Source organism: Blautia segnis, from assembly GCF_014287535.1.
Classification (GTDB): domain Bacteria; phylum Bacillota; class Clostridia; order Lachnospirales; family Lachnospiraceae; genus Blautia_A; species Blautia_A acetigignens.
In genome coordinates this window covers 39,682-62,186 of the sequence record NZ_JACOOT010000015.1, presented here as the reverse complement: position 1 = coordinate 62,186, position 22,505 = coordinate 39,682, and the positions used below count along the sequence as shown (strand labels likewise).

Here is a 22,505-nt window from a genome sequence, read left to right as displayed (position 1 = left end):
CGGAAGGGATAAACGCTGAAGGCATCTAAGCGTGAAGCCCCCCTCAAGATGAGATGTCCCATTCGAAAGAAGTAAACCCCCTTGAAGACGACGAGGTAGATAGGGCAGGGGTGGAAGTGCGGCAACGCACGGAGCTGACTGCTACTAATAGGGTGAGGGCTTGACCTGAGTGCTAAGCACGAAGGTCGTTCCATCGAACGAAGTGAGATGGAACTTCCGATTTATTCGCAAGGTTGAGAATGATTCAAAAGATTCCAAACGAGGATACAGCATGTATGTAGTTTTGAAGGTACAGTAAGCAAACGGTAGCCGATTGGTTATCGTTTTTTTTATTGCCATAAAACCCTAATATCCTTAAGAAATTCTGAAGAAACCGAAATAAGGTTGCCTGCCAAATGGTTTTGTACTATAATGGGAACGTTGAAAAATGAAAGACTAGAGGACAAAAAAATGAGCAGATTATCAGTAGTTTTGCCCGCTTACAACGAAGAACTGATGGTAGGAAAAACCTGCCGGGTCCTTCATGAGGTTTTAACAGAAGCAGGCATTTCTTATGAATTGGTACTTGTAGACGATGGCTCAAACGACAGAACATGGGAAGAAATCACCAAAGCAGGTGAGAAAGACGCAAATATCTTAGGCGTTCATTTTTCCAGAAACTTCGGGAAGGAAGCGGCAGTTTATGCAGGCCTTGCCCAGGCCACAGGAGATGTGGTCGCTGTGATGGACTGCGATCTGCAGCACCCGCCGGAAACCCTGATCCCAATGTATCACCTTTGGGAAGAAGGCTGGGAAGTGATTGAGGGCGTGAAGAAAAGCAGAGGAACTGAAAGTCTTCTGCACAAAGAAAGCGCAGGCTTTTTCTATGGGATCATGTCCAAGGCAACAGGGGTAAACATGCAGAATGCCTCCGATTTTAAGATGATGGACCGGAAAGCTGTGAACAGCATTCTCTCCATGCCGGAGCGGAATATGTTTTTCCGTGCCACCTCCTCATGGGTAGGCTTCAAAACCACACATGTGGAATTCGAGGTTCATGACAGGGAGGCAGGACAATCCAAGTGGTCCACCTGGTCCCTTGTGAAATATGCCTTTACCAATATTGTGGCATTTACTACAGTCCCCCTGCAGTTTGTAACCATTATAGGAGGAGCCTGTTTTGGATGTTCTCTGATTCTGATCATCTACTCTCTGGTGCAGTTTTTTGCCGGAAGAGCAGTGGAAGGCTACACCACCACGCTGATCGTACTGCTTCTTATTGGAAGTGCGATTATGCTAAGCCTTGGAATCATTGGATACTACATTGCAAAAATATACGAAGAAGTAAAAAGGCGTCCCCGCTACATTATTTCCCAGATCGTTCGCGGGAAAAAGGACGTTTATCAGGAGGTAAATCATGATCGCTCTCATTAAGAAGCTTTATGCCAATGACGTAATACGCTACATATTTTTCGGCGGCTGCACCACAGTTGTAAATTTAGCCAGCTTTTTCTTTCTGCGCCAGGCAGGCCTGCAAAGAGAAATTGCCAATGTGATTTCCGTTATTCTGGCAATTGTGTTTGCCTATGTGGTAAACTCCAAATTTGTTTTTCTGGACAAATGCGAAACCTTGAAGGACCACATCCGGCCTTTCTGCAAGTTCGTAGGAGCCAGACTGAGCACCATGGTCATCGAGGTTGGCGGAGTATGGTTTTTCGCCGAGATCGTACATTTAAATGATATGGTTGGAAAACTGATCATCCAGTTTGTAGTTATGGCTTTAAATTATGTATTCAGCAAATTCCTGGTATTTACCAGTGGGAGGAAATGATGACATTAGAAGAAGCACGGAAGAAGATAAAGCCTCTTGATGAGGAAAAGATGGAGACTGCAAGGAAGCGCTGGGACAGCATTGCCAAGCCTCTTCATTCCCTTGGAAAAATGGAGGACCTGATCACCCAGATCGTGGGAATTACAGGTGAGGTGAAGGTTGACATTGGCAAAAAAGCACTGGTTGCCATGTGCGCAGACAACGGAGTTGTGGAAGAGGGAGTTACCCAGACTGGACAGGAAGTAACCGGAATTGTGGCGGACAACTTTGTGAAAGAAACCACCACTGCATGTGTGATGTGCCATCAGTGCGGCGTTGCTGTGAAGCCTGTAGATGTGGGAATGGTGAAAGACACTACTGCCCGCACTGATCTGAAGGTTATGTACGGAACACGCAATATGACAAAGGGCCCGGCTATGACAAGAGAAGAAGCTGTGAAAGGAATCGAAGCCGGAATCGCCATGGCAGAGGAGCTGAAAGCACAGGGCTATCGCCTTCTTGCTACCGGAGAAATGGGCATTGGAAATACCACAACCAGCAGTGCAGTTGCTTCTGTACTTCTGGATCAGCCTGTGGAAACGATGACCGGAAGAGGCGCAGGCCTTTCCAGCGACGGACTGACCCGCAAGATCAATGCCATCAAAAAGGCAATCGCCCTCAATGAGCCAGATCCGTCAGACCCCATTGATGTGCTTGCCAAGGTTGGCGGACTGGATATCGCAGGTATGGCCGGGGTTTATCTTGGCGGAGCCGCTTTGCAGATTCCGGTGCTGATCGATGGCTTTATCTCCGGAGTAGCAGCCCTTGTGGCTGCAGGAATCTGTCCGCAGGCAAAAGATTATATGATCGCAAGCCATGTCTCCAAAGAGCCGGCAGCGCATCTGGTTCTGGAAAAGCTTGGTAAGGAAGCGGTGCTTCATGCAGATATGTGTCTTGGAGAGGGAACCGGGGCCATTGCCCTCTGCCCGTTTTTGGACATGGGAGCCACTCTTTACAATACCTTAAGTACGTTTGATGATATTCACGTAGACCAGTACGAGGAGCTGAAATAACATGATGGCTGTAGTGACAGGCGGAAGCGGAAGCGGGAAATCTGCTTTTGCCGAGGACAAGATCCTGTCTCTGGGACAGGGAAAACGATTCTACATCGCGACCATGCACCCTTATGATGAGGAAAGCTATAAGCGCGTAGAGCGCCATCGCAAAATGCGTGCGGGAAAAGGCTTCGAGACAGTAGAGTGCTATACAGGACTTGAAAATCTGGAATTTCCACAAGACGCCATTGTTCTTCTGGAATGCATGTCCAATCTTGCGGCAAATGAAATGTTCGAAGAAAGTGGGGCAGGAGCGGATACTGTGGAGGCTGTCCTAAGAGGTGTCCGAAAGCTGAAAAGCCAGGTCCGTCACCTTGTGATTGTTACCAATGAGATTTTTTCCGAGGCAGCTTCCTATGAGGGAGATACCGTCCGCTATCAGGAGTATCTTGGGAAAATCAACCAGAAGCTTGGAGAAATGGCAGATCAGGTGGTAGAAGTAGTATATGGAATCCCGATTTGGCACAAAGGAGGAAAAACAGGTGAAAATGCTGTGGAATAATTTTAAGGTGGCATTTGCCATGTATTCGAAAATCCCCATGCCAAGAGCTGACTGGAGCAAGGAGAATATGAAATATACCTTCTGCTTCTTTCCCTTTATCGGTCTTGTGATTGGGGCTTTGTCCCTGGCTGTGGGCTGGGCGGGAAGCAAATTTGGGTTTCAGGCGGCATTTGTGGCAGCTGTGCTGGTACTGGTTCCGGTATGGGTCACAGGAGGAATCCATGTGGACGGGCTTCTGGACACTTCCGATGCCTTAAGCTCCTGGCAGGAAAAGGAGCGCCGCCTTGAGATCTTGAAGGATTCCCATGCTGGGGCATTTGCTGTGATCACGGCCTGTGTTTACTTTCTTGCCTGGTATGGTGCTTACAGCCAGCTGTGGCTTTGCAAACCTGCACTTGAGATCATGGCGCTTGGCTTTATGGTTTCCAGATGCTTTTCCGGAATCAGCGTCATGACTTTTCCAAAGGCTAGAAAGGATGGCACTGTGGCGGAGTTTTCAAGAAAAGCAGAGGATCTGGCGGTGCGGAATGTGCTGATCGTTTATCTTGTGATCCTTCTGGCTGTGATGGTCTGGATCCAGCCTGTGCTTGGGATTCTGGCATTTGCGGCAGCTGGGGCAATCTTCCTTTTTTATCATCACAAGGCCATGAAGTATTTCGGCGGAATTACAGGAGACTTGGCCGGCTATTTCCTTTGCCTCTGCGAGGTGGGAATGGCAGTAGTGCTGGCGGTGGCTTCTGTGCTGATTTAGAAGAAATAATATACAAAAGCGTGAGTGTAGAAGGAGAGATACCAGAATGGAAATGATTATCGGCGGCGCTTTTCAGGGAAAAAGCGATTATGCAAAGGAAAAACACCCGGAAATCTGCTGGAAAAATGGCGGCAAGTTAGAGGAATACCAGCTTATGAAGGCAGAGGGGGTTCTGGATTTCCAGGAATTTATCCGTAAGGAATTAAAGGCTGGTCATGATGTTGCCGGGCTTGCAGAGAAGCTTGCAGAAGGGAATCCGGACATTGTGGTCGTAAGCCAGGAGGTAGGCTACGGCGTCGTTCCCATGGACGCTTTTGACCGGAAATACCGGGAAGCAGTGGGCAGAGTCTGTACGGGACTTGCTTCCAAAAGCAAAAAAGTGACCCGTGTGGTCTGCGGAATTGGGACGGTGATCAAGGATGCTTAAGCTGATGCTTATTCGTCACGGAGAAACCGCTGGCAATCAAAAACAAAGATATATAGGAAGAAGAACCGATGAGCCTCTTTTACCTCAGTCTCAGGAAGTGCTGAAGCAGCTGGACTATGGAGAACCCCAGGCAGTATATGCAAGTCCCATGCTGCGCTGCACCCAGACTGCGTCTATTCTTTTTCCGGGAAAACCACTGAACATAATCGATGAGCTTGCAGAGTGCGATTTCGGGGAATTTGAGAACAAAAATTATCTGGAGTTGGACGGCAATGCAAATTACCAGGCATGGATCGATTCCGGCGGACTTCTTCCATTCCCGGGAGGGGAGAGCCGGGAAGAATTTAAGCGAAGAAACATCACCGGATTTCAGATGGCAGTTGGCAGCTGCATCCGCAAAAATATTTCCAGCGCCGCACTGGTGGTACATGGCGGCACCATTATGAATATTATGGAAGAATATGCAGATGAGGAACGGTCCTTTTATGACTGGCATGTGAAGAATGGAAAAGGCTACGAAGTGGAAATCGACACAGAACTCTGGAAAAAGGAGCGCAGAAGCCTGCATGTGGTCAGAGAACTGTAGGGAAATGTACTCGGAACAACTTAAATCAGAAAAATAGAATAAGCAAGTGGCAGAAAGAGCAGTTCGCATAAAAACGGGCTGCTTTTTTTGCGCCCTTTTTCCTGTAAATACCAGGTTTGCTCCCAGGCAACAAAAGTTAGACTACAAAAATTTTAAGAAAGCCAAAAATATTTTTTGAAATACTATTGAAATTCGGATGAGAATATGTTACATTATCTGTATAAAATATCCTAAAAAATGTTGAATTGTGCATTTTGATTCAACAATTTTAACAAGTAAAGGAGGACTCCATATGCTTATTATTGGTAACGGAAGAATGATCACACGGGACGCATCCAATGCATTTATAGAGAACGGCGCAGTTGCAATGGATGGTAACACCATAGTAATGGTGGGGACTACAGATGAGGTGAAGAGAGCATATCCGGATGGAGAATTTGTGGATGTCAGAGGCGGAGTAATCATGCCTGCATTTATCAATACTCATGAGCATATCTACAGCTCTTTTGCCAGAGGCTTAAGTATTAAGGGATACAATCCCAAGGGATTCCTTGATATTCTGGATGGACAGTGGTGGACCATCGACCGCCATCTGACTCTGGAGCAGACCAGACTTTCTGCAATGGCTACCTATATTGACAGTATTAAGAACGGTGTTACTACTGTATTTGACCATCATGCAAGCTTTGGACATATTACAGGCTCCCTTAGCGCTATTGAATCCGCTGCTAAGGAACTGGGCGTAAGAACCTGTCTTTGCTATGAGATTTCTGACCGTGACGGCATGGACAAGTCCAGAGAGTCCGTAATGGAGAATGTGAATTTTATTAAACATGCACTGGATGATGACAGTGATATGCTGGCAGCTATGATGGGTATGCATGCATCCTTCACAATTTCTGATAAGACCATGGAGCTGTGCAATGAACTGAAGCCAGAGGGCGTAGGTTATCATATTCATGTAGCTGAGGGAATCTATGACCTTCATCAGTGCCTGAAGGAGCATAGCAAACGAATTGTAGACAGGCTTTATGATTGGAACATTCTTGGACCGAAGACTCTTTTGGGACACTGTATTTATATCAATGAGCATGAGATGGATCTGATTAAGGAAACAGATACAATGGTTGTCCATAATCCGGAATCCAATATGGGAAATGCCTGCGGATGTCCTCCTACTATGGAGCTGGTTCATAAGGGAATCGTGACCGGACTTGGAACAGATGGTTATACCCATGATATGCTGGAATCCTGGAAGGTTGCCAATATTCTTCATAAGCATCATCTGTGCGATCCTAATGCTGCATGGGGAGAAGTTCCGAAGATGCTCTTTGAGAATAATGCTGTTATTGCAAACCGTTACTTTAAGAAACCTCTTGGCGTATTAAGAGAGGGTGCTGCAGCTGATGTGATCGTAATGGATTACAACCCGCTGACACCTATGAGAGCTGATAACGTAAACGGACATCTGCTGTTCGGTACTACAGGACATGATGTAGTAACGACTGTCTGCAATGGAAAGATTCTTATGAAGGACAGAGAAGTACTGGTATGTGATGTAGATAAGGTTATGGCTGACTGCAGACAGTCTGCCAAGGAACTGGCTGATGATATTAACGGAGGAAAATAAATATGAGCGATATTATGACATGTATGCCTTTCGGGCAGCTGATGGAATGGGTCCTTCAGGAAAAAAGCGGGAAAGATACAGTATTTGGGGTACATCGCCCATATACAATAAATGCAGATCATAATCTGACAATCTTTGAAAGAAATCTGGAGACACCTGTGGGACCTGCAGCAGGTCCACACACACAGCTTGCCCAGAATATTATTGCTTCCTATTATGCAGGAGCACGTTTCTTTGAGCTGAAGACCGTTCAGAAAATGGATGGTGCAGAGCTTTCCGCATGTGTAAATAAACCATGTATTCTTGCTGATGACGAAGGCTATAACTGTGAATGGTCTACAGAGCTTACCGTTCCGGATGCAATGAGCGAATATATCAAGGCATGGTTTATCCTTCATGTTATGGCGAAGGAATTTAATCTTGGAGCACAGGATGGCTTCCAGTTTAATATTTCCGTAGGCTATGATCTGGAGGGAATCAAAGGTGACAAGGTGAACACCTTTATTGATGGAATGATGGAAGCCAAGGATACTGCTGTTTTCCAGGAATGTAAGAAATGGCTTCTGGACAATGCAGACAGATTCCACAATTTCACCAGAGAAGATATTGAGGCGATTCCATCTAATGTCTGTAATTCTGCAACGATTTCCACTTTACATGGATGTCCGCCACAGGAAATCGAGAGCATTGCAAACTACCTTCTTACCGAGAAGCATCTGAATACCTTTGTAAAATGCAATCCTACTCTTCTGGGCTATGATTTTGCAAGAAAGACTATGGATGAAATGGGATACGACTATATGGTATTCGGTGATTTCCATTTCAGAGATGACCTGCAGTATGAGGATGCAGTTCCTATGCTTACCCGCCTGATGAAATTATCAGAGGAGCTGGGACTGGAATTCGGTGTGAAGATCACCAATACCTTCCCTGTTGACGTTACAAGAAATGAGCTTCCAAGCGAAGAAATGTATATGTCAGGTAAATCCTTATTCCCTCTGTCCATTTCTCTTGCAGCCAAGCTTTCTGAAGAATTTGCAGGAAAGCTGAGAATTTCCTATTCCGGTGGTGCTGATTATTACAACATCGATCGGATCGTAGGCTGCGGAATCTGGCCTGTAACCATGGCAACTACTCTTCTGAAGGCCGGCGGTTATCAGAGATTTTCTCAGGTTGCAGCTAAGACTGACGGAATTGCTCCGAAGAAATGGGATGGAATTGATGTGGATGCACTGAAAAAGCTGGCTGCGGATGCCATCACAGATGCACATCATGTAAAGAATATCAAACCGATTCCAAACAGAAAGAGCACAAAAGAGGTTCCGCTTCTGGACTGCTTCTATGCTCCATGTGCAGAGGGATGTCCTATTCATCAGGATATTCCGCAGTATGTGGCTCTTACAGGTGAGGGCAAATACAAAGAAGCTCTGGAAGTGATCCTTGAGAAAAATGCACTGCCATTTATTACAGGAACCTTATGTGCGCATAACTGTATGAATAAATGTACCCGTAATTTCTATGAGGAATCTGTAAATATCCGCGGAACTAAGCTGATTGCAGCACAGAAGGGCTATGAGGAGCTGATCGGTCAGATCAAAGCCGGAGAACCAAACGGTAAGAAGGTTGCTGTTGTAGGCGGCGGTCCTGCCGGTATTGCTGCAGCTTATTTCCTTGCAAGAGAGGGCGTAGCTGTAACTGTTTTTGAAAAAGAGAAAAAAGCAGGCGGTGTGATCCGCTACGTGATCCCGGGCTTCCGTATTGGAGATGATGCCATTGACAAAGATATTTCCTTTATTGAAAAGATGGGAGTAAAGATCTGCACCAATACAGAAATTACATCTGTAGCAGAGCTGAAAGCACAGGGCTATGATGCAGTGATTCTTGCGATCGGAGCCGGCAAGCCAGGTACCTTGAAGCTTAAGAAGGGTGAGACTGTAAACGCATTGAAATTCCTTCGTGATTTCAAGGCAAATGATGGCAGTCTGGATATCGGAAAGAATGTGGTAGTTATCGGCGGCGGTAACACAGCCATGGATACTGCAAGAGCAGCAAAGCGCACAAAAGGCGTAGAGCATGTATATCTTGTATACAGAAGAACCAAACGCTACATGCCTGCAGCAGAGGATGAGCTTCTGGAGGTTCTGGAAGAGGGCGTTGAGTTTAAAGAGCTTCTTTCTCCGGTAAGTCTTGAGAACGGAAGACTGATCTGCCAAAAGATGGAGCTTGGACAGATGGATGCATCCGGACGTGCCGGTGTTACTGAGACAGCAGACGTAGAAGAGGTTCCTGCTGATACTGTAATCGTGGCAGTTGGTGAGAAGCTTGATACAGACTTCTATACTGCAAACCAGATTGCAGTGGACGAAAGAGGAAGAGCAAAGGTCAACGACAAGACTCTTGAAACCAGTGTAAGCGGCGTTTATGTTGCCGGAGACGGAGCAAAGGGTGCTGCTACGATTGTAGAGGGAATCCGCGATGCGCAGCTTGCAGTTAAAGATATCCTTGGCAAAGAGATCACAAGGGATGCAGCTGTAACCGGCAAGGAAGCAGACTGCTATGCAAAGAAGGGAATCTTAAAGCACAGCGAAGAAGTGAAGACAGAGGAAGAAAGATGTCTTACCTGTAATAAGGTCTGCGAGAACTGTGTGGATGTTTGTCCGAACCGTGCAAATATTTCCGTAAAGGTTCCGGGAATGGCAATGAATCAGGTGATCCATGTAGATTACATGTGTAATGAGTGCGGTAACTGCAAGAGCTTCTGTCCATACGCAAGTGCACCATACAAAGACAAATTCACTCTGTTTGCAAATGAAAAAGATATGGCAGACAGCACAAACGACGGATTTGTTGTGCTTGATAAAAAAGCAAAGACCTGCAAGGTAAGATTTGTAGGCCAGATTACAGATTGCAAGGCAGATGATCCTGCTGATAAGCTGTATGATGGTCTGAAGAAGCTGATCTGTGCAGTGATCGATGATTATGGATATATGATCTGATCTGTGATTTAACCGAATCAAGCTGCGAAGCAGCATTTGGTTATGAGCAAGCAGCGAAGCGGATTGCGAATATCCGCTTGACAAACAAGGCAAATGCTGTCCACAGCTTTATCCGGGCTGTGGACAGTATCTATATAATGTAAAAGCTTCCGGAAAAATGGCAAAGCGTATGCCTGACCGGGAGAACCCGCAAGAAAGGAGAGTCCAATATGGCAGCATTTACAGTCAATGGACAGACCGTAGAGTCCGGGAAAAACCAGAAGTTGCTTCGCTTTCTGCGTGATGAATTGCATCTGACCTCTGTAAAGGACGGCTGCAGTGAGGGCGCCTGCGGATCCTGCACCGTGATCATTGATGGCAGGACCTGCAAAGCCTGTGTGCCGGACACGGATTCCCTGGAAGGGAAAAACGTGATCACAGTAGAAGGCCTGACCGATTGGGAAGAAAAAGTATATACCTATGCGTACGGCAAAGCCGGAGCTGTACAGTGCGGTTTTTGCATTCCGGGTATGATTATGTGTACCAAAGCTCTTCTGGATGTAAATAAAGAGCCAACTGATGAGGAAATCAAGTATGCCCTGCGCAACAATTACTGTCGCTGTACAGGGTATGTAAAAATAATAGATGCAGTGCGGATTGCCGCAGGAATTATGCGGGAGGGCGTAATTCCACAGGAGGATGAAAACTGGGAGCTTGGATCCCGTGTGGCAAGAATTGATGTGGGGGAAAAGGTTCTTGGCACCGGAAAATATCCTGATGATTTCTACCCGGAAGGCATGCTTTACGGAGTGGCTCTCCGAAGCAAATATCCGCGGGCACGTGTCCTTTCTATTGACACAACAAAAGCAGAACAGCTTCCGGGGGTGGAGGCTGTTGTTACAGCTAAGGATATTCCGGGTGAGAATAAGATCGGCCATTTGAAGCACGATCAGTATACCCTGATTCCGGTTGGCGGCCTGACTCATTATCTGGGGGACGCCATTGCACTTGTCGCAGCAAAAGATAGAGAAACTGCAGAGAAGGCGAAGAAGCTGATCAAGGTAGAATATGAGGTGCTGCCTCACATCCATACCATTGAGGAAGCTGCTGCACCGGACGCACCAAGGGTATTTGATGAGGAAGAGAATAATATCTGTGCATATAAGCACATTAGCCGCGGCAATGCCACAGAAGCTATTGAAGGCTCTAAATACGTGATTTCCAAGCATTTTGAAACACCATGGACCGAGCATGCATTTCTGGAGCCGGAGTGTGCAGTGTCATTTTACGATGAGGATGGAGATATTTTCATATATTCCACAGACCAGTCTGCACATCAGACATTGCATGAATGCAGTTTGCTTCTTGGAACAGATAAGGTGAAGGTTCAGAATGCCCTGGTAGGCGGAGGCTTTGGGGGCAAAGAGGATATGACCGTGCAGCACCTTGCAGCGCTTCTTACTTATGTGACTAAGAAGCCTGTTAAAATGAAGCTTTCAAGGGCAGAATCTTTGCTGGTTCATCCAAAACGTCATCCATTTTATATGGATATGACAATGGGCTGTGACGAGAACGGAAATATTATGGGTGTTAAGGCAAAGGTTAAGGCTGATACCGGCGCGTTTGCATCTCTTGGAGGTCCGGTTCTGGAGCGTGCCTGCACTCATGCAGCCGGTCCCTATCATTATCAGAACTTTGAGATTGAAGGAACTGCTTATTATACTAATAATCCGCCGGCAGGAGCTTTTCGGGGCTTTGGAGTTACGCAGACCTGCTTTGCAACAGAGACCTTACTGAACATGATGGCAGATAAAGTGGGAATTACACCATGGGAGATTCGCTATCGAAATGCTATCCGTCCGGGAGAAGTTCTCCCTAATGGACAGATCGTAGATGATTCCACCGGTCTTGTGGAAACCCTGGAGGCAGTGAAAGAGAAATATGACGCAGCATTAGAGGCTGGCAAAGCGGTGGGCCTTGGATGTGCCATGAAAAATGCCGGAGTCGGTGTAGGAATTCCGGATACCGGCCGTGTGAAGCTGATTTTCGAGGAAGACAGGAAGCTTCATATTTATTCCGGTGCATCCTGTATTGGCCAGGGACTTGGCACTGTGCTGACTCAGATGATCGTTACCAACACAGATATTAAAAGAGAGGATATTGTTTATGAGCGGAGCAATACCTGGATTTCACCTGATTCCGGAACAACCTCCGGCTCCAGACAGACTCTGATAACCGGAGAAGCATGCAGAAGAGCCTGTGAGAAGCTGATGGAAGATAAGCGTGCCGGAAAAACAGTAGAGGAAATGATCGGCAAGGTTTATTACGCAGAATATCTTGCAAAAACAGACCCTCTTGGAGCAGATGTGCCAAATCCGGTATCTCATGTGGCATATGGCTATGCTACCCAGGTCTGTATCCTGGATTCCAAAACCGGCAAGCTGGAGGAAATCGTTGCGGCTCATGATGTTGGCAAAGCAGTGAATCCTTTATCCTGTGAAGGCCAGATTGAAGGCGGCGTAGTAATGTCCATGGGATTTGCTTTAAGAGAAAAATATCCGATTGATGAAAATTGTAAGCCAATTGAGAAATATGGTTCTCTTGGTTTATTCCGTTCCCACGAAATTCCAAAGATCGATGCCATTGTAGTCGATAAGCCGGGACTTAAGGTTGCCTGTGGCGCGATTGGTATCGGTGAGATCACATCAATTCCGACAGCACCTGCAATTGCAGATGCATATTTCCGAAGAGATGGTGTAAGGCGGTACAGCCTTCCTCTTAGCGGGACACCATATGAAAGGAAGGGATGATATGGCTGTAAAAAAGAAATTCCCATATAAAGCAGCTTTTGTGGCATGTAATGGAGGGTGCAGAGCCACATCAGGTGAGCAAGGCTGTAAGGACGGATGCATCGGCTGTAAAGCCTGCGTAAGCAAATGCAAGTTTGGTGCCATTTCTCTTAATGAATATGGTGTGGCAGAAGTAGATGAAGAGAAATGTATTGGCTGTGGAGCGTGTGTAAAGGTATGTCCCCAGAAGGTAATTCATATTCATGAATGTGCCAACTGGATGGTTGTGAAATGTTCTAACAAAAGTAAGGGTCAGGAGGCAAAAAAACAGTGTCAGGTCAGCTGTATCGGCTGCGGCATCTGCCAGAAAACATGTACTGCAGAAGCCATTAAGGTCACAGACAATTGCGCTGTGATCAACGAGGACTTGTGCTTAAGCTGCGGTATGTGTGTGGTGAAATGCCCAAGACATGCTATCTATGACCTGCGAGGTATTATCAATTAATCAGACATTAAAAGAATAATATGTGAAAGTTTCAAAAATAACTGTACAAAATTCTTGCATTATGCATAAAAATATTGCAAAACATCTGAGAAATGTGGTACAATTGCTTTATGCAGAAGAGATATTTTAGACAATATTTTTGAGACACAAGGCAATGAGCCCATAGCCGACAGCCAGTTCAAAGAAGAACCGTGATATTGTTTTTTGAACGGCGTCGGCTTTTTTAAACAAACTAAGTAAATGTAAAGAAGGTGAAGCATATGATTGGAAAGAGTGTTCCAAGAGTAGACGCTTATGAAAAAGTAACAGGAAGAGCGAAGTTTACAGATGATATGATCCTGGACAAGTGTCTGGTGGCAAAGGTCTGTCATGCCACAATCGGTAATGGTATTGTGAAGTCCATTGATACCAGTGAGGCCGAAGCTTTGGACGGCGTGGTAAAAGTAGTGACTTTTAAGGACGTACCGAATCATTGCTATCCCACACCGGGACATCCCTGGTCTGTGGAACTGGCACATCAGGATGTGGCTGACCGTAATCTTCTGACCGGAAGAGTACGTTATTATGGAGATGATATTGCAGCAGTTGTAGCAGAGGATGAAGTGACTGCATCACGGGCATTGAAGCTGATCAAGGTAGAATATGAAGAATATCCGGTTGTGCTAAGCCCCAGGCTTTCTATGCGGGGAAGTGAGCATCCCATTCATCTTGATAAGAAGGATAATATTCTTGCGCGTTCCAGCTTTGCTATCGGTGATGTGGATAAGGGATTGGAGGATGCTGCTGTACAGATCCACAGAAGCTATAAGACCCCTATTGTTCAGCACTGTCACATTGAGAATAATATTTCTTATGCATATATGGAAAAGGGAAGAATTGTTGTGGTTTCTTCCACACAGATACCTCACATTGTCCGCCGTGTAGTTGGTCAGGCACTGGGAATCCCATGGGGACAGGTGCGTGTCATTAAGCCATATGTAGGCGGCGGCTTTGGAAATAAGCAGGAAGTGCTTTATGAGCCTTTGAATGCCTTTCTTACCATGCAGGTTGGCGGACGCCCGGTGAAGATCGAGCTTACCCGTGAGGAGACCTTTACCAATACCAGAACCCGTCATTCCATTGAATACGAAATGACAGCAGGAGTAGATCAGGAGGGGCATCTTCTGGCAAAAGAGATGATTACTTATTCCAATCAGGGAGCTTACGCTTCCCACGGACATGCCATTGCAGCTAACGGCCTGACTGCAAGCCGTCTTCAGTATGCCTGCCCGAATATCCGAGGTGAGGCATATACGGTTTATACCAATTGTCCTACTGCAGGAGCCATGAGAGGCTATGGCATTCCTCAGGTCTGCTATGCAACAGAGAGCTTTATGGATGATATTGCTTATGAGATTGGAATGGATCCTCTGGAATTCCGAAGAAAGAATCTGATTCATGGATATTATGAGGATGCTTATCTGAAACCGATTGCAGCGAATTCAAATGGTATTTTTGAGTGCCTGGATAAGGGCGCTGCTTATATACATTGGGATGAAAAGAGAAAGGCATATGCAGACCAGACAGGAGATATCCGCCGCGGCGTAGGTATGGCACTTTTCTCCTATAAGACAGGTGTATGGCCTATTTCTCTGGAAATTGCAGGTGCCAGATTGTCACTGAACCAGGATGGAAGCGTACAGCTTCAGGTGGGAGCAACTGAGATCGGGCAGGGTGCAGATACTGTTTTCTCTCAGATGGCAGCAGAAACTTTACATATGGATATTTCCAGAGTGCATATTGTGACGATGCAGGATACAGATGTGACACCTTTTGATACAGGTGCTTATGCATCCAGACAGTCCTTTGTTACAGGAACTGCAGTGAAGGAATGTGCCCAGCTGCTGAAGCAGAGGATTCTGGATTATGCCAGAACTCTTGTGCCTGGTAATGTGGATCGCCTGGAGCTGGAGGACGGATATATTCTGGCAGACGGCAGGCAGGCCATTTCTCTGGAAGAGCTTGCAATGGAGAGCTATTACAGTCTGGGCAATTCTTCCGTTCTTACAGCTGAGGTTTCCAGACAAGTGAAAAAGAATACGGTTGCAACCGGATGCTGCTTCGCAGAGGTGGAAGTAGATATGAAGCTTGGTAAAATCAAGGTTCTGGATATTGTCAATGTACATGACAGCGGAATTCTTTTGAACCCACAGCTTGCAGCTATGCAGGTTCACGGCGGTATGTCCATGGGTATGGGCTGTGGACTTTCCGAGCAGCTTCTTCTGGATGAGAAAACAGGAAGACCGTTAAACGGTACTTTGCTTGACTATAAGCTGATGACAACTATGGATACACCGGATCTTACAGCAGAATTTGTAGAACTGAATGACCCTATGGGACCTTATGGAAACAAGGCTCTTGGAGAGCCGCCGGCAATTCCGGGGGCGCCGGCAATTCGTAATGCAGTTTTACATGCAACAGGAATTGGGTTTGCTGAAATTCCTCTGACACCGCAAAGACTGATAGACGGCTTTACAAAAGCCGGACTGATCTGAGAAAGGGGGCATGAGGAATGTACGATATCGAAAATTATTATAATGCAGAAACTATAAAAGAGGCAGTTTTGCTTTTGAAGGAGCATCCTGATGCAAGGATAATCTCCGGCGGAAGTGATGTTCTGATCAAAATACGTGAAGGGAAAATGGCAGGAACATCTTTGGTAAGTATCCGGGATATTAAGGAAATCCGGGGGATCCGGCTGATGGATTCCGGTGACATTTTCATCGGAGCAGCTACCACCTTTTCCCATGTTACCAAAGACCCGGTGATTCAGAAGCTGATACCGGTTCTGGGCGAGGCTGTGGATCAGGTTGGAGGTCCTCAGGTCCGCAATATCGGGACTATCGGCGGAAATGTATGCAACGGTGCAGTCAGCGCAGACAGTGCACCTACCTTGTTTTCCCTGAATGCAATGCTTCGGATCGCGGATGGAACCGGCGGACGAATGGTTCCGATCCAGGACTTTTATCTGGGACCTGGAAGGGTAGATCTTCACCAGGGAGATGTACTTACCCATATTGTGATTCCGGGAAAGGATTATCAGGGATATCATGGCTTTTATATTAAATATTCCATGCGAAATGCCATGGATATTGCAACCTTAAGCTGCAGTGTGGTAAGCAGGATCGATCCGCAGAAGAAGGTACTGGAGGATGTGCGGATTACCTTTGGTGTAGCGGCACCTGTGCCCTATCGCTGCCATAAAACAGAAGAAGCATTGAAGGGCATGGAAATCGGTGATGAGCTGTTTGCAAAAGTGGAGGCGCTTGTACGGGAGGAAATCAATCCAAGAGATTCCTGGAGAGCATCGAAGGCCTTCAGGCTTCAGATTGGCGGCGAGATTGCAAAAAGAGCATTAAAAGAAAGTATTCGCCGCGGCATGGTCGATGATGAAAATGCAGCAGGAGGTGAGCAGTCATGAAAAAGGATATGCGGCTGGTACAGTGTACTGTAAACGGAAGACAGGTTGCTGAGTATGTGGATGTAAGAGAATCCCTTCTCGATATGCTGCGCAACCGTCTCGGGCTTACCTCTGTAAAAAAAGGCTGTGAGGTAGGCGAATGTGGTGCCTGTACGGTAATCATTGACGGTGAGACTATTGATTCCTGCATTTATCTGGCTGTCTGGGCAGAGGGCAAGAATATCCGCACCCTGGAAGGCCTTGAGAAAGACGGAGAGCTGACTCGTATTCAGGAGGCTTTTATTGAAGAGGGAGCCATTCAGTGCGGATTTTGTACACCTGGCTTTGTTATGTCTGCCACAGTACTTTTGGAGCGCGGCGAGAAGCTGACAAGGGATGCGATCCGCAAGCACATGGCAGGAAATCTTTGCCGCTGCACAGGCTATGAGAATATTGTAAATGCAGTGGAGAAGGTAAATAAAGAAAATATGGCTGCACAGGATAAATGACAGCGGCTGTAAGAAGGCGGGGACATCCCCGCCTTTGCAGCTTTTTCAAATATGCTTTATCATTACAAAATAAAAAAACGGGCAGGACAAAATCATGAATAACAACTGTGTGATCGTCCGCGGCGGGGGAGATCTGGCAAGTGGTGTAATCCACAGGCTGCATCGCTGCGGTTATCGTGTACTGATCTTAGAATGTGAGAAGCCAAGCGCAATTCGCAGGAAAGTAGCCTTTTGTGAGGCTGTATATGACAAAACAGCAGAAGTAGAGGGTGTTTTGTGCAGGCGGGCAAATGCTCTGGAAGAATGTGACAAAATATGGCAGGCAGGTGAAATCCCTCTTATAGTAGACCCAACCGGAACGTGTATCGGGGCACTTCATGAACAGGGAAAAGTGGCTGCCCTTATAGATGCTATCCTTGCAAAAAAAAATCTGGGAACTACCAAAGAGATGGCACCTCTTACCATTGGGTTAGGACCTGGCTTTACAGCAGGGCTGGATGTGGATTATGTGGTGGAGACTATGCGCGGACATGATCTGGCAAGAATTATCACAGAGGGCTGTGCAATTCCAAATACCGGTATTCCGGGCATGGTAGGCGGCGTAAGCAAAGAAAGGGTCATTCACTCTCCTGGCACCGGTACAATCCGTGGTATTGCCCATATTGCTGATATTGTGGAGAAGGGGCAGATACTTGCCTATGTGGGAGATGTGCCCGTAGAAGCCTCTATAACGGGTGTTCTGCGCGGAATTATAAAGGATGGCTATTATGTTCCCTTTGGAATGAAAATTGCCGATATAGACCCCAGAAAAGAGGAAAAAAAGAACTGCTTTACCATTTCAGACAAGGCAAGATGCATTGCGGGAAGCGTTGTAGAAATTTTGCTTAGCAACGGTATTTTGCCGAAGTAGGAGGCCGGATGAAAGAAAGTGGATATTTTTTAGATTTATTAAAGCTGGATATCGAGAAATACCCGGTGATCGCTGTTGTTGGAGGAGGCGGGAAAACCAGTCTGATCTATCGTCTGAACGAAGAGCTGCAGGTCTTGGGTAAGAAGGTGATCATTTCGACTACTACCCATATGGCCTTCGATCCGATGCTGCCAAGAATTGGCAGCGATGAGCTTGATAAGCTTCCCCAAATGCTGGAGAACCATGGATTTGTGGCAGTTGCCGATATAGAGGAAGCCTCCGGGAAAATGTGCTCCATAGAAGCGGGGAAACTGCAGAAACTGGCTTCCCTTTGTGATGTGATGCTGATCGAAGCGGACGGTGCGAAGCACAAACCTTTGAAGGTTCCTGCAGACTGGGAGCCGGTGATACCGGAATTTGCGGATATTGTAGTAAGCGTGATCGGTCTGGACTGCCTTGGCAAGCCTATCTGTGAGACCTCCCACCGTGCAGAATACACCAGTGCTTTCCTCAAAAAAAATCTGGATGCACCGGTAACGGCAGAAGATATTGAGAAAATCGCCACTTCCGTCCACGGATTATATAAGAACGTGGACCACAAAATCTATCGGGTTTATTTAAACAAAGCAGATGTATTATCGGATCCGGCTCCGGCAGAGCACATTGTGGAAGATCTGGCAAAACAGGGAACTGTCGCTGCTTACGGCAGTTTAAGAGAGGCAGAGAAATTATGAGGATTGCATTGATCATGCTGGCCGCCGGAAACAGCCGCCGTTTTGGAGGCAACAAGCTGCTGTACGAAATTGACGGAAATCCTATGTACCGATATATTCTGGAGAGGCTGATAGCGGTGGCTGGGGCCGGGGGACAGGGAAAAGAGGTTTCCAGCTGTGTTTTGGAAACAGGCAGTTTAAAAAACATAAAGCAGGAGATGACGGTAACGGTGGTAACTCAGTATGAGGAAATTGAGGAGGAAGCGAGAGCATTAGGAGTTCCGGTATATATAAATCCCCATCCGGATGAGGGAATCTCTTCCTCCTTGAAAATTGGCCTGAAAGCCAACCTGGATGCGGACGCCTGTCTTTTTACTGTATCCGATCAGCCCTGGCTTACAGCCGGGACGATCCGCCAGCTTATCACGCTTTTGGAAACCACAGGAAAAGGAATTGCCTGCGTTTCCAGCGAGGGCAGGCTTGGCAATCCCTGTATTTTTACAAAGAAATATTATGACCAGCTTCTCTCCATCACCGGAGACCGTGGCGGAAAATCCGTCATAACCGCGCACAGAGACGATACAGCTGTTCTGAAGGTAGAGGATGGGAAGGAACTTACGGATATAGATGTTAAAGCGGAAGCTGGCAGAGGGCAGATGTAATTATCGCGACATTTGTAGAATGGGGATTAGATTGTGAAAAAAATGTGGGATTGTGTTGTATTTTGTGAATTTGTGTGAGATTACAGGCAGAAATTACTTGTAATTACAGGAAAAACAAGGTATACTGGTAAAAAAGAAAGCAGTCGGGAGATCCTTTTTTTGCTGTCGTGAAAGGGCAGCCCCTTTTCCCGTCTCGTAAGGAGGATAAAATGGCAGAAAACTATAACGGCATGGCAGTTGGGGTATTTGAGCTGGATAACCTGGTAGCCTGCTTTGTAGCTCTGGACGCAGCATCCAAGGCTGCGAACGTGAAGATCCAGAGTGTAGAGCGAAACCGACTGAAAAGCGGAGCCTGTGTGAAAATGCGAGGCAGCATAGCAGATGTAAATGCAGCAATGGAAGTGGCACTGGAGACAGCGAAGCCCCTGGGCAAGGTGGTATCCCACACAGTGATCGCATCCCCTACTGCAGACACAGAAGTTGCACTAAAGATGACCATCAACAAATAGAATATGTCAGGAGGAAATAAGAGGATGTCATATGGAGCATTAGGATTAGTAGAGGTTCTGGGAAGCTGCAATGCAGTAGTTGTCCTTGACCAGATGCTGAAAACATCAAATGTGGAATTTCGTACCTGGCATACCAAGTGCGGAGGCCATGCGACCGTATTTCTCAGCGGTGATGTGGCAGCTGTGAAGGCAGCAGTTGATAGTGTAAAGGAGAATCCGCCCTGCGAGATCATTGCAGCAGCTGTAATCTCCGCTCCCTCTGGTGAAACCGCAAGACTGGTGGAAGAAGAGGAAGAGAAACATCACAAATGATAAAAAAAGGACTTTCTGCAGCTCAGTGAGTGAAATGCGGAAGGTCTTTTTTATAAAACAAGGGCAGTCTCCATGGACTGCCTCGTGCTTTTTTCGTTATAAAAGATTTTCTTACAGATGAATCTGTGTTCCTGTTTTTCCCATAATGCCGTCTTTGGCTTTTTCCAGGAGGGTGATCATGGCGGTTCGGCCGGCACCGGAGCTGGCGAAGTCTACACAGGCCTGGACTTTTGGCAGCATGGAGCCAGCGGCGAACTGTCCTTCTTTGATGTATTTCTTTGCCTGGGAGACGGTAAGGTCATCCAGCCATTTCTCATTTTCTTTGCCGAAATTGACAGCAACCTTTTCTACTGCAGTAAGAATGATCAGCATGTCCGCATCCAGCTGTTTCGCCAGAAGGCAGCTTGCGAAATCCTTGTCGATAACCGCGGAAGCGCCTTTGAGATGATGGCCTTCTAAGGTAACCGGAATACCGCCGCCGCCGCAGCAGATCACGATCTTATTGGCATCTACCAGACTGTTGATGGCATCCTGCTCCACGATCTCAACAGGCTTCGGGGAAGCAACCACACGGCGGTAGCCGCGGCCTGCATCCTCTTTCATAACATGTCCGTAAGCTTTTGCCTGATACTCTGCCTCTTCCTTGGTAAGAAACTTGCCGATCGGCTTGCTTGGATTCTCAAAAGCCGGATCATCAGGATCTACACGTACCTGTGTCACAACGGTAACAACCGGAGTTCTCATAAAGCCGCGTTTGCGAAGCTCCTCACGAAGAGCATTCTGAAGATCGTATCCAATATAAGCCTGGCTCATTGCAACACAAACAGAGAGAGGGGTATTTGGCTGCGTCTCATCCTCATGGGTAAGAGCTGTCATGGCATTGTTGATCATGCCAACCTGTGGTCCGTTTCCATGGACTACAACCACCTGATGCCCTTCTTCAATAAGATCGCAGAGTGCTTTTGCTGTGGATTTTACAGCAATCATCTGTTCCGGAAGTGTATTTCCAAGAGCATTTCCGCCAAGGGCAACTACGATTCGTTTTCTTTTATACATTGTAAAAACCTCCATTCAATATAGTCAGAAAGCTGTTTATCCCGAAAAATGAGAACAAAAAAGGGCTGTATTCCTACAGCCCCAAAAAAAGCATTATTCCATAATTCTCGGAGCAGCTTTTACTTCCAGTTTTTTCAGGATATCCTGTGGGTTCTCAAATTTGGAGAGCATGATCATTGCTGCAATTACATATGGTTTGAAGCTAGCTTCTTTGTAAAGCGGGATACGGTAGCGGTCAAATACGCTTGCATCAACCTCACCTGTCTCACAGCTTACGCCTGTGATATCTGCCGGCAGGCAGTGCAGGTAAAGTGCTTTTCCGTCCTTGGTTGTCTTCATAAGCTCTTCTGTGCAAGCCCAATCCTTATGCTGTGCATTCTGAGCAAGAAGCTCCTTCTCAAGCTTGTCGATTCCGTCGAAATCGCCCTCGCCGTAAAGGTTGGTACGTTTTTCCATTGCTGCAAATGGAGCCCAGCTCTTTGGATAAACGATATCAGCATTCTTGAAAGCTTCTTCCATGCTGTTTGTCTTTGTAAAGGAACCACCGGAGCTTTCGGCGTTCTTCTTAGCAATTTCCTCAACCTCAGGCATTACATCATATCCTTCCGGATGAGCAAGAACAACATCCATACCGAAACGTGTCATAAGTCCGATTACGCCCTGTGGAACAGAAAGCGGTTTACCATAGGATGGGGAGTAAGCCCATGTCATAGCAAGCTTCTTGCCCTTCAGATTCTCAACACCGCCGAACTCATGGATGATGTGGAGCATATCTGCCATACACTGTGTAGGATGGTCAACATCGCACTGAAGGTTTACAAGAGTTGGTCGCTGCTCAAGAATACCATCTTTATTTCCCTCTGTTACAGCATCCATAAATTCTTTCTGGTAGGTGTGGCCTTTTCCGATGTACATGTCGTCACGGATACCGATTACATCAGCCATGAAGGATACCATGTTAGCGGTCTCACGAACAGTCTCGCCATGAGCAATCTGGGATTTCTTCTCATCCAGATCCTGTACCTCAAGTCCAAGAAGGTTGCAGGCAGAAGCAAAGGAGAAGCGGGTACGGGTGGAATTGTCACGGAAAATAGAGATTCCAAGACCGCTCTCAAATACTTTTGTGGAAATGTTGTGCTCTCTCATGAAGCGAAGAGCATCAGCAACTGTAAATACAGCTTCAAGCTCATCGTCTGTTTTGTCCCAGGTCCAGAAGAAATCGTTGTTGTACATTTCCTTGAAGTTAAGGCTGTTGAGTTTGTCAATGTAATCCTGTAATGTTTTCATGAGTTATTCTCCTTATAATTTATATTTGAAATATTTAAA

The 22,505-nt window shown here is 46.5% G+C and carries 21 protein-coding genes and 1 rRNA gene; 20 read left to right on the top strand and 2 right to left on the bottom strand.

Features of this window, described 5'->3' with window-relative positions:
- The 20 genes from H8S54_RS07285 to H8S54_RS07190 form a co-directional block, all read left to right on the top strand.
- Window positions 1-168: ribosomal RNA gene (locus H8S54_RS07285) — 23S ribosomal RNA — on the top strand; the annotation flags it as partial.
- Window positions 169-450: 282 nt separating this feature from the next.
- The gene (locus H8S54_RS07280) at window positions 451-1,413 is read left to right on the top strand and encodes a glycosyltransferase family 2 protein (protein ID WP_021926899.1); all 963 of its coding nucleotides are present in this window, start codon (window positions 451-453) and stop codon (window positions 1,411-1,413) included.
- Window positions 1,397-1,810 carry a GtrA family protein gene (locus tag H8S54_RS07275; protein WP_021926900.1) on the top strand — a complete coding sequence of 138 codons (414 nt, stop codon included), beginning with the start codon at window positions 1,397-1,399 and terminating at the stop codon, window positions 1,808-1,810. The genes H8S54_RS07280 and H8S54_RS07275 overlap by 17 nt, the downstream gene beginning before the upstream one ends.
- Window positions 1,810-2,862 (top strand): nicotinate-nucleotide--dimethylbenzimidazole phosphoribosyltransferase, encoded by a 1,053-nt coding sequence (gene cobT / locus H8S54_RS07270; RefSeq protein ID WP_021926901.1) that lies wholly within the window; start codon window positions 1,810-1,812, stop codon window positions 2,860-2,862. The genes H8S54_RS07275 and cobT overlap by 1 nt, the downstream gene beginning before the upstream one ends.
- A 1-nt stretch (window position 2,863) precedes the next feature.
- Window positions 2,864-3,406, top strand: coding sequence for a bifunctional adenosylcobinamide kinase/adenosylcobinamide-phosphate guanylyltransferase (locus H8S54_RS07265; protein ID WP_021926902.1), 543 nt, complete (start codon window positions 2,864-2,866; stop codon window positions 3,404-3,406).
- The gene (gene cobS / locus H8S54_RS07260) at window positions 3,393-4,157 is read left to right on the top strand and encodes an adenosylcobinamide-GDP ribazoletransferase (protein WP_243176695.1); all 765 of its coding nucleotides are present in this window, start codon (window positions 3,393-3,395) and stop codon (window positions 4,155-4,157) included. The genes H8S54_RS07265 and cobS overlap by 14 nt, the downstream gene beginning before the upstream one ends.
- Before the next feature lie 46 nt (window positions 4,158-4,203).
- Window positions 4,204-4,584, top strand: coding sequence for a bifunctional adenosylcobinamide kinase/adenosylcobinamide-phosphate guanylyltransferase (locus H8S54_RS07255; RefSeq protein ID WP_021926904.1), 381 nt, complete (start codon window positions 4,204-4,206; stop codon window positions 4,582-4,584).
- Window positions 4,577-5,170: a histidine phosphatase family protein gene (locus H8S54_RS07250; RefSeq protein ID WP_117854996.1), complete on the top strand. Its 594-nt coding sequence runs from the start codon at window positions 4,577-4,579 to the stop codon at window positions 5,168-5,170. Before H8S54_RS07255 ends, H8S54_RS07250 begins: the two co-directional genes overlap by 8 nt.
- Window positions 5,171-5,462: 292 nt before the next feature.
- Window positions 5,463-6,800 carry a putative aminohydrolase SsnA gene (gene ssnA, locus H8S54_RS07245; protein ID WP_186901188.1) on the top strand — a complete coding sequence of 446 codons (1,338 nt, stop codon included), beginning with the start codon at window positions 5,463-5,465 and terminating at the stop codon, window positions 6,798-6,800.
- A gap of 2 nt (window positions 6,801-6,802) precedes the next feature.
- Window positions 6,803-9,796, top strand: coding sequence for a putative selenate reductase subunit YgfK (gene ygfK, locus H8S54_RS07240; RefSeq protein WP_186901187.1), 2,994 nt, complete (start codon window positions 6,803-6,805; stop codon window positions 9,794-9,796).
- A 209-nt stretch (window positions 9,797-10,005) separates the two neighbouring features.
- Entirely contained in the window at window positions 10,006-12,585 is a 2,580-nt protein-coding gene (xdh, locus tag H8S54_RS07235; RefSeq protein WP_186901186.1) for a selenium-dependent xanthine dehydrogenase, read from the top strand.
- Between the two features lies 1 nt (window position 12,586).
- Window positions 12,587-13,069 carry a 4Fe-4S binding protein gene (locus tag H8S54_RS07230; RefSeq protein ID WP_186901185.1) on the top strand — a complete coding sequence of 161 codons (483 nt, stop codon included), beginning with the start codon at window positions 12,587-12,589 and terminating at the stop codon, window positions 13,067-13,069.
- Between the two features lie 260 nt (window positions 13,070-13,329).
- Window positions 13,330-15,603, top strand: coding sequence for a xanthine dehydrogenase subunit XdhA (gene xdhA, locus H8S54_RS07225; RefSeq protein WP_186901184.1), 2,274 nt, complete (start codon window positions 13,330-13,332; stop codon window positions 15,601-15,603).
- A 17-nt stretch (window positions 15,604-15,620) separates the two neighbouring features.
- The gene (gene xdhB / locus H8S54_RS07220) at window positions 15,621-16,529 is read left to right on the top strand and encodes a xanthine dehydrogenase subunit XdhB (protein ID WP_021926911.1); all 909 of its coding nucleotides are present in this window, start codon (window positions 15,621-15,623) and stop codon (window positions 16,527-16,529) included.
- Entirely contained in the window at window positions 16,526-17,017 is a 492-nt protein-coding gene (xdhC, locus tag H8S54_RS07215) for a xanthine dehydrogenase subunit XdhC (protein ID WP_173768075.1), read from the top strand. The genes xdhB and xdhC overlap by 4 nt, the downstream gene beginning before the upstream one ends.
- Window positions 17,018-17,111: 94 nt before the next feature.
- Window positions 17,112-17,927, top strand: coding sequence for a selenium-dependent molybdenum cofactor biosynthesis protein YqeB (yqeB, locus tag H8S54_RS07210; RefSeq protein ID WP_173768077.1), 816 nt, complete (start codon window positions 17,112-17,114; stop codon window positions 17,925-17,927).
- A gap of 8 nt (window positions 17,928-17,935) precedes the next feature.
- On the top strand, window positions 17,936-18,661 hold the full coding sequence (yqeC, locus tag H8S54_RS07205) for a selenium cofactor biosynthesis protein YqeC (RefSeq protein WP_173768079.1): 726 nt from the start codon (window positions 17,936-17,938) through the stop codon (window positions 18,659-18,661).
- Window positions 18,658-19,302: a nucleotidyltransferase family protein gene (locus H8S54_RS07200; protein WP_021926915.1), complete on the top strand. Its 645-nt coding sequence runs from the start codon at window positions 18,658-18,660 to the stop codon at window positions 19,300-19,302. Before yqeC ends, H8S54_RS07200 begins: the two co-directional genes overlap by 4 nt.
- Window positions 19,303-19,511: 209 nt before the next feature.
- On the top strand, window positions 19,512-19,811 hold the full coding sequence (locus H8S54_RS07195) for a BMC domain-containing protein (protein ID WP_021926916.1): 300 nt from the start codon (window positions 19,512-19,514) through the stop codon (window positions 19,809-19,811).
- A 24-nt stretch (window positions 19,812-19,835) separates the two neighbouring features.
- Entirely contained in the window at window positions 19,836-20,123 is a 288-nt protein-coding gene (locus H8S54_RS07190; protein ID WP_021926917.1) for a BMC domain-containing protein, read from the top strand.
- Between the two features lie 111 nt (window positions 20,124-20,234).
- Here the strand turns inward: H8S54_RS07190 and arcC are convergent, their stop codons facing one another.
- Together arcC and ygeW are read right to left on the bottom strand one after the other, a co-directional pair.
- The gene (gene arcC, locus H8S54_RS07185) at window positions 20,235-21,179 is read right to left on the bottom strand and encodes a carbamate kinase (RefSeq protein WP_021926918.1); all 945 of its coding nucleotides are present in this window, start codon (window positions 21,177-21,179) and stop codon (window positions 20,235-20,237) included.
- Between the two features lie 93 nt (window positions 21,180-21,272).
- Window positions 21,273-22,466, bottom strand: coding sequence for a knotted carbamoyltransferase YgeW (gene ygeW, locus H8S54_RS07180; protein WP_186901183.1), 1,194 nt, complete (start codon window positions 22,464-22,466; stop codon window positions 21,273-21,275).
- Between the last annotated feature and the right edge of the window lie 39 nt (window positions 22,467-22,505).